Origin of the sequence: Wolbachia endosymbiont of Pentalonia nigronervosa (assembly GCF_014534705.1) — a bacterium.
Classification (GTDB): domain Bacteria; phylum Pseudomonadota; class Alphaproteobacteria; order Rickettsiales; family Anaplasmataceae; genus Wolbachia.
Genome location: NZ_JACVWV010000033.1, coordinates 1 through 13303 on the forward strand (window position 1 = coordinate 1; position 13303 = coordinate 13303).

The following is a 13303-nucleotide window of genomic DNA, read 5'->3' on the forward strand; positions in this document are numbered from 1 at the left end:
CGTTCCAATAGAAAAACACCAAGAGAATACGATAAAGAGCTTTATAAAGAGAGAAATCTCATCGAAAGAATGTTCAATAAACTCAAGAATTTTCGTAGGGTTGCTACTCGTTATGATAAATTAGCTATTTCTTTCTTATCTTTTGTCCATATTGCTTCTATATATCTTTGGTTAAAATAAATGTCGACACTACCTAAGTTTAACATTAAATTTGATGTAAAAGAACCGGTTGCATCATTTACTGGAAGGGTTCAACAATTAAAGGAGTTACACACAACGTTAACAGAGGAAAGAAAAACAGTTGTAGCTGGTCTTGGTGGTGTAGGTAAGAGTGAATTGGCTAGAAAGTATATCAGTGAATATAGCAAAAATTATGATAATAATATTATATGGATAAATGCTGAAAGCTATCAAATTCTTGCTGAATCTTTTCTTAGTTTAGCTCAGGATAAGTTAGAAATTAATGTGAAAAGTATAGGTGGAAGTCAAAAGGATATAAAGTCCATTGTTGAAGATGTATATGTTTTTTTTTCAAAGAGAAAGAGTCTTTTTATTTTTGATAATACCGAAAAGCTTAGAACTCAAGATGATGGTAATGAAGGTATAGATAAATTTTTACCGTCTTTGCCTTCTAATGCCAATAAACCCTATATCCTTATCACTTCTCGTAACCAGAGTTGGGGAAATATAAAAAGATTATCATTAGAAACATTTACCCAAGCAGAATCTATAGAGTTTATTAAAAAGGCTTTAAAAATAGAAGATAATGCGCAAAATCAGGGTATAGCGAGATTAGCAGAAACATTACAGCATTTTCCATTAACTTTACAACAAGCAGTAGCGTATATAGCAGTAAAAGATGAGGTATTAAGAAATGTAGGTTCGGAATTTAAGATCAGTGATTACCTAAAGAGGTATGAGGAAAAAACTAAGGAGCTTCTCAAATTTCCGTTTCCAGAAGATAGTGATAATACCTACACTAAAACAACATTTATAACGTGGGAGGTTACTTTAGATGGCATAAAACAAAAAGAAAATGGTGACAAAGCCATAGAGATCCTAAACATTATATCCTATTTTGCTCCTGAAAATATTTCTACGAACATGTTCTTAAGCTTAATCAAAAATCAGGAAGATTTAGGATCCGCAGTTCATTTATTGAAGCAGTATTCAATGGTCAGTTCAGGACAAGAGCAAACAACACTCAACATCCATAGGTTAGTACAGCAAGTAACAAGAATAGAACTAACAGAACAAAATAAAGCAGAGATTATAGGTAAGGCTTTTGACTTACTAGAAAAAAATTTTCCTTATGGTAGTGATAGATCAGAAGATTATCCAAGGAAACAGAAGTTATTACCACATTTAGAAGCATTTTTGTCACATTTGGATGATTGGTTGGCAAGAAAACCTGAAGATAAACAGAAAATAGAAACAAGCTATCTTGAAGTATTATTAGGATTGATGGCTAATGGATATGCAAACTTTGGTGATTATAGAAGAATGAAGGAGTTGCTTGAACGGGCTTTAGAAATCAAAGAGAAACATTATGGTCGTGATCATGTTGAATTTGCTACAACACTTGAAAACTTAGGAAACGCTTATGGGTTTTTGGATGATCCTAATAAATGCAAGGAGTTGCTTGAGCGAGCTTTAGCAATCCTTGAAAAACATTATGGTCCTGATCATGTTGAATTTGCTAGAACACTTGGAAACTTAGGACTCACTTATGGAGCTTTAGGTGATCCTAATAAACAAAAGGAGTTGCTTGAATGGGCTTTAGCAATCAAAGAGAAACATTATGGTCCTGATCATTTTGAGGTTGCTAGAACACTTGAAAACTTAGGAAACGCTTATGGGACTTTAGGTGATCTTAATAAAACAAAGAAGTTGCTTGAACGGGCTTTAGCAATCCAAGAGAAACATTATGGTCCTGATCATGGGACAATCGCTATCACACTTGGAAACTTAGGACTCACTTATGGAGCTTTAGGTGATCCTAATAAACAAAAGGAGTTGCTTGAACAGGCTTTAGCAATCCAAGAGAAACATTATGGCCCTGATCATTTTAAAGTTGCTAGAACACTTAAAAATTTAGGATTCGTTTATAGGGATTTAGGTGATTTTAATAAAGAAAAGGAGTTGTTTGAACAGGCTTTAGCAATCCAAAAGAAACATTATGGTCCTGATTATTTTGAAGTTGCTAGAACACTTGTAAACTTAGGAAACGTTTATGGGATTCTTGGTGATTTTAATAAACAAAAGGAGTTGCTTGAACAGGCTTTAGCAATCCAAGAGAAATATTATAGTCCTGATCATTTTGAAGTTGCTAGAACACTTGTAAACTTAGGAAACGTTTATGGGATTTTTGGTGATTTTAATAAAACAAAGGAGTTGCTTGAACGGGCTTTACCTATCCTTGAAAAACATTATGGTCCTGATCATTTTGAGGTTGCTATGGCAATAAAATTATTTACTCAAGCAAAAAAAGGCGATCTACAAAAGGTTGAAGATTATATAAAAAAAGGTGCAGTTGTTAACGCTAAAGACAAGGATGGTAGGACACCATTACACTATGCAGTACAAGATGGTTACAAGGAAATTGTTGAGATTTTATTAAAAAATGGAGCACATTATGATGTAAAAGATTCAAAAGGTAGGTCACCGCTGGATCTAGCAAAGTCTAGTTCTAGTATTAAAGTTCTACTTGATTGTATTGATAATTTATTTAAAGCTGTTCAAGGTGGTACAAAAGATGAAGTTGATTCTTTATTAGAAGGAAAAGATTCTGACACACTTAAAGCGATTTTGAATGCTAGAAACACTGATAATAAAACACTTCTACAAGTTGCTAGTGTTAATAAGCAAAGAAGAGATATTGCAGACTTTCTTCTGAACAAATTAAAAGTTGCTCGATTTCCTAGTCAGCAGGAAGAAGCTACACATCAAGAAGGTGAGATTTCAGCTAAGGAATGCCTACCAAGCACAAGTCATAGGAAGAAAAGAGAAGCTGAAAATGAATGTTTATTTACGTGGGAAGATGTGGATGAGTTTAATGAAGAAAAAGATGAAAAAAGAAGTTTAAGCAATATTGAAATAGATAGTGAAAAGTTTATAAGCTACGTTAAAGATCTGCCACAGGAAAAACGTGATCAGCTAATTCAGCTGGCAGGTGAGGTTAAGGTTACAGGTCAATCTCAAGGTTTAATTAATAAGCTTATTAGTAATCAAAAATTCATGAATCATTTAAATAAAGTAGGAATGGTTTCTGGTATCACCATGCATGGAATGATGGGCAAGGCAACTCTAGCTTCTTTTCTTAATCATGATTATGAAGGTGTTGCAATTAATCTAGGCTTTATTGCCGGTGGTCAAGGATTTGCTAAAGTTGCTGAAGCTGCATCTTTTAAGGGGCTTAAACTGGCTTCAGAAGGAAAGTTGTTACTTGGTAAATCTTTAAGAGCAGCGTCTCCTTTTCTTGCTCGTGGAACTTCTGCTTTTATTATCTATGATCTAGTAAACCAGGTAAAAGCATTTAAAAATGGTACGAAAGAAGCACTTGTTGGTGTAGTAGGAGACAGCATTTACCTGGGAGTTGATTCTGCAGAGATTGGTATAGAAATTGCTGAAGCTTTTGAGGTATTAGAAGGAGTATCAAGTGTTACTGGACCTATTGGGGCTGTAATTGGAGCGGTAGTATTTGTTGGAACTGATGTTTACATGGCAGTAAAGAGGGTTGATAAAATTGATCAACTTATTCATCTAACTGGAAAAGAGAGGTTTGTTGAAGATTTACGTGCATTTATAGGTATGCAACCTGAACAATATATAAAAGAATTAATGGAGGAAAAACAACTTTATAACCAATTAGTTAAGCAAGGATTTGAGTATTTAAAACAACATAGTGATATTCAAAGCTATGTTTTTCCTATTGGTCAGAAAGTAGATTTAGATAGTACAGTACTACTCGATAGAAAAAGAACCGATATAAAATGGAGTAGAGTAAGACCAGATAATCCAGATGAAGGTCAGGTATTTTGTGTACCACAAGGAAATTATGAACCTGCTCCAAGTTATGGGTCATATTTATGTAAAAATGCAATTGGTTTATCTGCGAATAAAACAGGAAATCATACTCTAATCAGCTTAGAAGAAGGTAAAGATTATGCAAAAGGGTTTTTAAACAGCCAAAACATCTTTGTCGTGAATAATGGATCTAAAGAATATTATGGAGGAAATAAAGATGATATATTTGTTTTACAGGCAGATTTTGTTAATGGGTATTTATCTGGGGAAGGAGGAGTTAATACCTTAGATATTACATCATTTGCTTTTAAGGAAGAACCATTGAATATTCAATTAGATATAGGAGAAATAGCAGACTTTTCCCGCAGTAACTGGTTAAAAATTTGTGAGATGAATAAAATTATAGGAAGAAAAGATAAGGCAGAGACAATAACAGTTTCATGTGATGGTTGTAATAGTAATGTAAAACTGATAGATGGTCAAAGTGGTAAAAAAGAAATTAAAGATAGAATAAACATAATGGATGACAGCTGTAATTATCAGATGCAAATAATAGTAAGGTCTAATACTGTAGTATACAATCGAGCATTAAAAGGAAGCTTTAATTATGTAGTACCATTAAACAATAGAGGGAGTGCAGAGCTTAGTTTTATTTATGGGCCTGAAAGGTTTGATGTAAACAATAAGTTTTGGTTTGCATATGAACCAGTTGATATAAAAAGTATCGATGTGAAATATGTAAATGTTTTTAACAGGACTGAACATGAAGTAAAATTCAATTTTATCAAATCTGATAAAGAGTTTAATATAACTATCTCCTATCCAGAAAATCCTTTATACATGCTCGGGAATAATGGTGAAATAAGAATAGGGAGTAAAGATAACTTGTATATGCTACAAAATAGTAATGAATCTGCTGAAGAAATTATCAGGAATTATTTACCTATAGCAAATCGACTAAGTAAGATGTCATTCTTTATACAATCACTTCTAAGTAATGAGACAGTTGTAATAGGAAGTGGAAACTATGAGGTAATACATAATAATCCACAGCATAAAAGTCATTTAGTGGGAAATGGTGGCGAAAATGTATATGTAATTGACTCTGAGGATGATAAATTTCCAGAGGTTATTATTCATGATATTGATGAAGAGAGTTCAATAGATACGATTGACTTAAGAAATGTAGTAAAAAAAGGAAAAGGTAGTTTTGAATTACAAGTAATTAGATCTGAAAATGATTTATTATTAAGAGCAGCAGTAGAAAAGCAAGTAGGAGATGCATTGATAAAAGATGAGTATTTTACTGTGAGATTAAAAGATGGAGTTGAGAGATATAACAAGACTCACGTGATAGTAGAAAGTATTCCTATGAGAATCAATGTTGACAATAATGAGTGGAGTTTAAGACCACAACCTTTAATATTTAAAAAGGATAAAGAAGTTATCATTGTAACAAATCAAGATATAGAAGAAAATACAAAATTAATAACACCTAGAAGAGCAGGAAACTATACATTTGTTCGTGATCATGGTAGTGATCTAATAATAACTAATGCTTTTAACACACAAGATGATCTATGTACGATAGTGCTCAGTAAGTTTTATGTAGAACCTAAAATGGAAACATTATCAATAAAGTTTGCTGATAAAGAAATAGTCTTGAAAGAGAATTGGGAAGAAATAAGTAAAGCAAAGTACTTAAGTTCTATAAAGAGGGAGCATCAGGATAAGGTGTATAAGGAAGTATTTGGAAGTAAAAACATGACACCAGAAGTTATGATGTTATCTGACCAACCTGTAATGCATAGACATAGGCATGAACATAGTAGGTACCACATTAGAAATCGTAGAAGTGAGGACATAATAAGTAGTGGCACAAGACCATCTACATGGATAAATGATTTGTTTAGTTGGGTGAAAAGTTCTGTAGGTGGGTTATTGTATTCTAGGGCTGTTTTACCTGAAGAAACATCAAGTACTACAAATTCAATCTCACAAGTTGATGCACCTATAGATGTCAATAGTACGATAATGTTACTTGATATATTGGTAAGAAAAATTACAGGTCAAAAGTATGTTTCTACAACAGAGCAATCTGTTTCTTCCCAATCCTTACTAGAGGCACAAGCTAATGCACTAAATATTACAAATGAATTTGAGAAAGTAGTAAAGCAAGCTGCATCAAAAAGTGAAATATCAATACATCGATTAAATATTAATTTCATGAAAATACATGATGAGATTACAGAAGAAATTATAGGTGGTAAATTTAATGAGATTTCAGGAATTTTAAAATCGCATATAGAGAAAGCATGTCCTGATAGAGAAGCAGGGTATCCTGGTAAGTTAAGTCCAAAGAAGTTTGATAAATTTAAGGGTGAACTTAATAAGGGACTAGATGCAACACTAAAGCAATCAAAGCAAGAGATATTACATAGCAAAGATAGTAAATTAGAAGTTAGTAACGTAAAAGGAAGCTTGAAGCCTAGAAGTGATTTAAATAATACTTACATTCAAGGTTATTTAACTCAAGCTAGGGATGTAAGGCTAGGATAATTACTTTAATTTTTGAATCTCATCTACAGAAAGGCCGGTGATTTTAGAGATAACATCAATAGACACGTCGGCCTTAAGTGTATAGTCCAGAGATACAGCTAGATAATAGGCAGCAAATAGTTAACAGTAGTAATCAGAAGCAAAGTATGGCTAACGAAAAAAATACCTCCATCTTCACTTAACAGAATTGCTGTAGAATCTGTAAATAATAAGAAAGGGATCACTTTTGGAGGTTAAGTTGTTTAATTTCGTCTAGTGAAAAGCCGGTGATTTCAGCAATAACATCTATAGAGATACCGGCTTTAAGTGAATTTTTTGCAACTTCAATTTTACTTTTTTCACGGCCAATGAGGATGCCTTCTTGTCTACCTTCTTGTCTACCTTCTTGTCTACCTTCTTGTCTACCTTTGTGAGTAGCATCATCGAGTTTTTGTTCTAAAATAGCAGCTTCTTTCTGTAAATCCATTAACCTTTCTTCATAAGCTGCCAGGTCCTTCTTATGCCAATGAAACTTGTCTAATTCATCATAAGCTAGCTTTATTATTGGAGATTTTTCTGCTATTTTTCTTAAATCTTCATCAGTAGTGTCTTCAGCATATTTGAAGAAAAATAGCCAACGATCTACGACATTTTCTAGCTGTTCTTCTCTACTCTTAGGAAACTTTGGCAACTCAATGAAAATAAATTGAAAATCTTGTAAGTCATGTTCATTAGTTTTTTCATCTCTTGTGGTATGGCTAGAGATATAATCAAGTTTATCAGGAAATAAAATACAATTAGAAATAGCAATAAAGAAAACCTTCTTTAAATCAAAGTACTTACTAGCTTTATCAGCCTGCCTTGAATAAGCTTTAGCAGCATAAAGTTGAGCACGTTTTTCAAAGCCTTTATCGCGAGCAAGCTGCATTTCGATCACGTACCTGGCTCCAGTAGAATCTCTACAGAGGACATCAACAATACTTTGCTTATCAGAGGCAATTTCAGGATCCATAATGGTGCTAAGGAATTCCACTTCTTGTATAGTATTTATTTCAGTAAACCCTAAAATATCATTGAGAAAATGGATAAGGATATTCTTATTTTTTTCAGTGCCGAATATTTTTTTAAAAGTCAAATCTAATTTTGGATCAAGAAACTTCGAAAGAGCCATAATCAAGGTAAGTTAAAAATCATTAATGATTATACTAAATTTTGAAGGAATGTTCAACTTCTTTATTTTTTAAGTTTTGAATGAAAAAAAATGGCTACCAGAGATCACCTTAGAATCGCATTTCATACTTTAGACGTATAACATCTTTTTATCAATCCCTCTGTAAAGCGCCTTAAAAGGCTAAGAAATGAATACTATGAACTTAGCAGCTGTAATGGCCATTAAGAACCCCTTTTTGGTGCAAGAACCTACGAGCATAAAAGCTCAACCGAGCATTAACCTCTCACATCCTAAAGAAAACATATTTCAGTGTATGAAGATGGAGCCTATTTTAACTTGTCAAGGAGTAGGCATTTAATATACTAGTTTTTAATGAAGGTAATAATTGTGCTAGCAGAACTTCTATATCAAACTTCCAAGCAGCTGGATGATCTTTGAGTTGCTTTGTAGTAATACTTTTTAATTGTAGCATCTTTTAGCTTTCTATTCATATGCTCAACTTGCTCATTTGTGCAAGGATGGCTGACTTTTGTAACCCTTTGACTATGCCATCACAAAAAAATGAATAAGAATATTCTTACTTGTATACAATAACTACAATAAATCAAACTCTACTACTCATCGTCATAGTCAGGATATTGTTCAGGGGCTTTTCCTTCTTCTTTTGTAACTTTTGGATATCTTTTTCCTGTTTCTGCTTCTATGATATCACAACATTCTACTAAAAATTCCCAATTATCACCATAATCAAAAAGAAAAATCATTTTTTTACCTGGCTCAAAAACTTTATAGATATAAGAATTCCTGACACTTTTTTCATTAGGCATAATAGTCAAACTAGAATCAGTATCATAAAATAAAGTATACACTTCGTCACTTTTATAAAGATCCTTTATATTGCTATAAAAGCCAAATGAATGATCTAGCTCAAAATTAAAAGCGCTCACAATGGTTTCTGCAAATTTATAAAGACTAGATGAACCAAGCAGTTCCATTTCACGATAAATTTTTTTATCTAGAGAAATTTTAAATAGGTATACCCTTTCTTTTTTATTCATCTAATTTATTTTTAACTTACACTGAATTAACTAATAGCAAAAAATAACATTCTGTGCAAGCTTTTATATGATCTTCAGCATAAAAATAAGTCACTAAAATCACTTTTTCCAGAAATTCATTGTTTTTATACAAATATGGCGTTTTATGATTAGTCAAGTATCTTTAAGAAGCTAATGTATTTTCCATATAAATAAAACTTCAACAAATGACTTGTCTTTCCAAAATAGATGAGCCCCATGCGAAACAAGAGAAGATGAGTTAAATCAGTAAGAAATCTCCAATGCAAAAGTTGTCAAAATCCGCGCCTCAAGTTCTGAGATACTATTGCCATTTCCTTCTACTAAAATTTTATACAGTCCTTTATTGTCTCTATAATGATGGAATAGGACATGCTGGGATCATATTCCTAAAACACATTTAAAACCCTTGATTTTTACTTACCCACCTAGATAAGCAGCTTCTTTCATACTTTCTCTATTAGTAAGCAAAGGTTGCTCTAAGAATGTGCCAGGCTTATGTTCTACTGTGTAGCACTCAAATTTGATATCACCATACCTTGGAGATGTGCAATGCCAATACAATAGCCCATCTATCATGTACTCTATATTTTTTATGAATTTTTCTAAATCAGGATTATTAGGGAAATATGATGTTAGTTTTAATTCAGCTTCTCTGATTTTAATCACTCGATTATTTATTTTCTTTACTACTTTGTCAATTGATTCTTGGAAAGAGTGCTTTCTACATTCAACAAGCACAAAATTCATTTTTTCATCATCAACAATTTCTTTCCTCAAGGATAGAACATCATTATGTATCCCAGGAAGTGTACTAACCATTTGGCGATAATATCTCTGGAAAAAAGGGTGTCCTCTTATTTCCGCAGAAAGGATAGTACCTAACGATAAGCTAACGGCCTCTATGACAGGAGAAACACCTACATCAAAAGAACGTAAAAATAGAAAATCATCTTTTGTATAAGGAATATCACGATATCTATCAGGAGTATTAAGATATTCTTCTTCCCATTTATTAGCTCTTACATAATTAACAAGCTCCTGCATAAAATAATGTACATCTGTTTTACCCAAAGCTTGCTTACAAGTTTCTGAAAAGGCTACACAAGAAGTTTTAAATATAGGATCCAATGTAGTATATTGAGATACCGTAATATCCTTTTCACCATACTCCTTGATAATGAAAGCAATAGCCTCTACTACTTGTTGTATCACTTTCAGGTGAAGATTTGGGTTATCTTTATTTAAATTCTTAAACTTACATATAGCATCATCAAGAAGGAATGCTGCAACGTTAAAATAAAAAGATAACTTTAAGTCTTCTGGAGCGACACCTGGGGCACCATAAGAAACAACACCAGGAATATTGCATTTTTCTGATACTGTGCAATACTCCTCCAGCTCTATCTCACCAATCCAATTATCTCCTATTTCACTAATCCAATCATTAGCTAGTTCTTTGACCTGTTCTACACTCACTGGTGGAAATTCTCCGTAGCGGTTTACAAGCAAAAAGTGACCTTGTACTTTTGCTTTCCCATATTTTCCGCTTTCTACCTCCCCAGCATCAAATTTTAATGCAATATCCTTCCCAAAACTTTCCGGATGATTTAGCTCTCTACCTACTTGATAATTTAATTGACTGCCTAACTCATAAGATTTCATAAACCCTCCTTCTATTAATTATGCATAAAAAAACCACTAGACACTGAGAATTGACAATAGCTTTGAGTTTTTGTGGTAAGTCTTTATATCACTACTATATGCTTATCCTAGAGTAGACGAACTTATTCATAAAGCAACTTTTTTTATAAGAAGTGTTGTCTTTAAGTGACCATTTTGAAACCCAAATTCTGGGTTGGAGGTAAAAAGAGCAAGAATATCAATAGTTTATAATTTTAGTTTTGTGATAAAAAAATTGAAGGTGAGTTGTCCAATAAAATTGGTAAGAAGTTCCCAATTTAACAGTAGACCTTCTGCGAAACAAAGAAATAAACGTCAAATTCTCTTTGGGGGGTATAAAAACCTATCCCATGTGTGACTTTGCTTCTCTACAACGCTCTAAACAAGAAAATTTTTTAAAAAATACGAAAGAAATCTTCCAAGCTAAGTTTCACGTTTTGCAGAAGGTCTAGTGATATAATTTATAATGATGGAATAGGGGACCATACACCTAGTAGCAATAGCATGCAGATGAAGCCCATTTTAACTTGTCACAGCGTAGGAATTTAATATACTAGCTTTCAATCAGGGTGCCAATATGCTAATAAAATTTCTATCAAAAACTTCCAAGCAGCTAAAGGAGAATTGTGAATTATTGAGTAGAGAGGAAAAACAAAATCTTTATAGCGAAGTATTAAATAAAATTAAAAATACGCCTAGAGATTCAAGAGAAGGCATAGACCAGCTAAAGAAATTGAGTAAAATGGCTGTTGCGATAGAAGAAACTACAGATAGTAAATTGCTAGAAAAGTTTAAAGATGATCATCCGTTAAGAGAAGTCAGTATTGCCTATGTTTCTGGAGGAGCTAAGAACTATTTATTCAGCCTTAGTAATTCATCAGAACTGTATGATTTGGAAGAGGATAGAGAAAAAGCAATTTATCAGGCAATCAAATCAAATGATAGGGAGTTAATAAAACATCTGTTAATGGTTCTTGTATCTGGAGACATTAAGATTGAGTTTTTTAAGGAATTAGAGATGTTACTGTCTGAAGCATATGAAAAATTAAAGGTAAATTTATCACAGGATATGAAAAATTATCTAGAAAAGAATATAAGTTTAAAACGTTTTGTATGTGGTAATGTTGATGTATTAACGGCAAAACCTGTAGATGTACGGGCAATGATAAACCTGTTTATAGTTCAATCTGGAGAAAATTATAAAATAGATGAGTTATTACTGAGCAAGATAGCAGAAAGTTTAGAAGAAGGGGAATTACGCTCACAAATAAATCAGATGATAGAGACACTAAAAAAACATGAAAGGTTTGCAGAATTGGAATACAAAGTAAGAAGGTTAAAATCCGAACTAGCAAGAGGAGAGAGCAAATATTCGGCTGAGGTTATGAAATCAAGCATAGAAGAACGAGAAAGAAAAATGAGAGAGATTGGGGACAAAAGCAACCAAGTAATAAAGGAAAGGGAGGAGCTATTATCAAGATTAAGCAACAGTTCAAATAGAAGAAATTAGTGTGCGAATTGGCAGAAAGAGCAAACTATAACGTAGGACAACAAGTAAGAAGTTGTAGATTAGCAAAGGGGTATACCCAAAAAGATTTAGCAGAGAAAATCGGGGTAAAATACTGGGTAATACTGCAATACGAAAAAGGGAACCGTAGAATTCCAATCGAAAGGTTATATGCTATAGCAGAAACATTATCAGTAAGTGTTATAGACCTCATTCCTGTATCAAATAAAAAAGAGTGTTTTAAGGAAGAAGGAAAAGAAATATTAAACCTAGCAAGAAAATATAAAGGAATTAAGGATCAAGAATTACGCGAAATACTGTATTTATTAACTAAATTCATCCGTGTGAGTGAGGAAAAAAGTGGAAAAGCGGTGAAAATAGAAATAGCAAAGGGTTTGATTAAAGTGGGAGTATCGGTTGATGTGATTTCTCGAGCAACTAACTTATCTATAGGTGAATATGAAGAGAAAAAAAATCCCATTGATTCGATAACGTACAAAATAGGGCAAAGGGTAAAAGAGTGGAGGTTGAGAAGAGAATATACCCAAGTAGATTTAGCGAGCAAAGTTGGCATAGCAAGTCAAAGGATATATGAATATGAACAAGGTCGATCTACTGCTTTACTTGAAACGTTGGACGAAATAGCAAAGGTATTATCAATTAGTATGAAAGATCTACTTCCTGACTCGATAAAAGATGAGGATAGTGAAGCAGGAAGAGAGTTATCAAACTTTATAGAAGAATACAAGAAGATTGAAAGTCAAGAGTTACGAGATATGCTAATCAAGTCTTTATTTGAAGGCATAAGGATGTGCGAAGAAAAAGTCAGAAAAGCAGAAAAAACCAAAGTAGCAAAGAATCTAGAGAAAGCAGGAATTTCTGTTCTCGCAAACAACAGCCAGATAAGTTTTAAATAAGATTAGCAATGATTAATATCATTAGTATTTTGATAAAAAAATAAATAAATAAAAAATTGATTTGACTTCCAGCAAAATAGATGGCCTTATGACGACCACTGCTAAAAAAAAATAGCAGTAAATAATTAAAAATAAATAGTAACTAATAAGAGGTGTATTTTATGAATAATGAGAATAAAAGTAAAAATCGTAGAGAAGAAGTAGAATTTAGAGCATTAGAAAGCAACGGAAAAGCGCTACTTGATCGTGAAGTGATAGAAACGTTTTTAAGTGCAGTACATGACAGGGAAGAGGCGCAAATTATAGCTGAAAGGCTAATGGATAGTTTTGGAATAGGAGGAATTTTAGGACAGGAAATGGATGACCTGAAAACTATAGAAGGAGT

The 13303-nt window shown here is 32.8% G+C and carries 7 protein-coding genes and 2 pseudogenes; 5 read left to right on the forward strand and 4 right to left on the reverse strand.

Translation table 11 applies throughout. From position 1 onward, the window contains the following. Both IC220_RS04195 and fxsT read left to right on the forward strand, forming a co-directional pair. The coding region (locus IC220_RS04195) for a transposase (protein WP_188152748.1) at nucleotides 1-180 on the forward strand (180 nt) is incomplete at its 5' end. Beyond that, nucleotides 181-6585, forward strand: a complete 6405-nt coding sequence (gene fxsT, locus IC220_RS04200) for an FxSxx-COOH system tetratricopeptide repeat protein (RefSeq protein ID WP_188153312.1) — start codon at nucleotides 181-183, stop codon at nucleotides 6583-6585. It begins immediately after the preceding gene. A 220-nt stretch (nucleotides 6586-6805) separates the two neighbouring features. Here the strand turns inward: fxsT and IC220_RS04205 are convergent, their stop codons facing one another. The 4 genes and pseudogenes from IC220_RS04205 to IC220_RS04220 all read right to left on the reverse strand — a co-directional run bounded on the left by IC220_RS04205 (nucleotide 6806) and on the right by IC220_RS04220 (nucleotide 10476). Next, nucleotides 6806-7735 (reverse strand): Rpn family recombination-promoting nuclease/putative transposase, encoded by a 930-nt coding sequence (locus IC220_RS04205; protein WP_188153313.1) that lies wholly within the window; start codon nucleotides 7733-7735, stop codon nucleotides 6806-6808. A gap of 431 nt (nucleotides 7736-8166) precedes the next feature. Beyond that, nucleotides 8167-8274 (reverse strand): annotated as a pseudogene (locus tag IC220_RS04210) (IS481 family transposase); the annotation flags it as partial. A 75-nt stretch (nucleotides 8275-8349) separates the two neighbouring features. Then, on the reverse strand, nucleotides 8350-8793 hold the full coding sequence (locus tag IC220_RS04215; protein ID WP_188153314.1) for an IS1096 element passenger TnpR family protein: 444 nt from the start codon (nucleotides 8791-8793) through the stop codon (nucleotides 8350-8352). 438 nt (nucleotides 8794-9231) lie between these two features. Further along, nucleotides 9232-10476 (reverse strand): terpene synthase family protein, encoded by a 1245-nt coding sequence (locus tag IC220_RS04220; protein ID WP_188153315.1) that lies wholly within the window; start codon nucleotides 10474-10476, stop codon nucleotides 9232-9234. 595 nt (nucleotides 10477-11071) lie between these two features. On the opposite strand from IC220_RS04220, the gene IC220_RS04225 reads away from it, so the two are divergent. The 3 genes and pseudogenes from IC220_RS04225 to IC220_RS04235 form a co-directional block, all read left to right on the forward strand. Next, nucleotides 11072-12004: a hypothetical protein gene (locus tag IC220_RS04225; RefSeq protein ID WP_188153316.1), complete on the forward strand. Its 933-nt coding sequence runs from the start codon at nucleotides 11072-11074 to the stop codon at nucleotides 12002-12004. 8 nt (nucleotides 12005-12012) lie between these two features. Next, nucleotides 12013-12918, forward strand: a complete 906-nt coding sequence (gene wmk / locus IC220_RS04230) for a WO male-killing family protein Wmk (RefSeq protein ID WP_188153317.1) — start codon at nucleotides 12013-12015, stop codon at nucleotides 12916-12918. 161 nt (nucleotides 12919-13079) lie between these two features. Beyond that, nucleotides 13080-13303: pseudogene (locus tag IC220_RS04235) on the forward strand (DNA repair protein RadC); the annotation flags it as partial.

Excerpts from the sequence above, each read along its gene's own strand:
- fxsT (WP_188153312.1), top strand. The coding sequence starts at position 181 with ATGTCGACACTACCTAAGTTTAACATTAAATTTGATGTAAAAGAACCG.
- IC220_RS04205 (WP_188153313.1), bottom strand. The coding sequence starts at position 7,735 with ATGGCTCTTTCGAAGTTTCTTGATCCAAAATTAGATTTGACTTTTAAA.
- IC220_RS04215 (WP_188153314.1), bottom strand. The coding sequence starts at position 8,793 with ATGAATAAAAAAGAAAGGGTATACCTATTTAAAATTTCTCTAGATAAA.
- IC220_RS04220 (WP_188153315.1), bottom strand. The coding sequence starts at position 10,476 with ATGAAATCTTATGAGTTAGGCAGTCAATTAAATTATCAAGTAGGTAGA.
- IC220_RS04225 (WP_188153316.1), top strand. The coding sequence starts at position 11,072 with ATGCTAATAAAATTTCTATCAAAAACTTCCAAGCAGCTAAAGGAGAAT.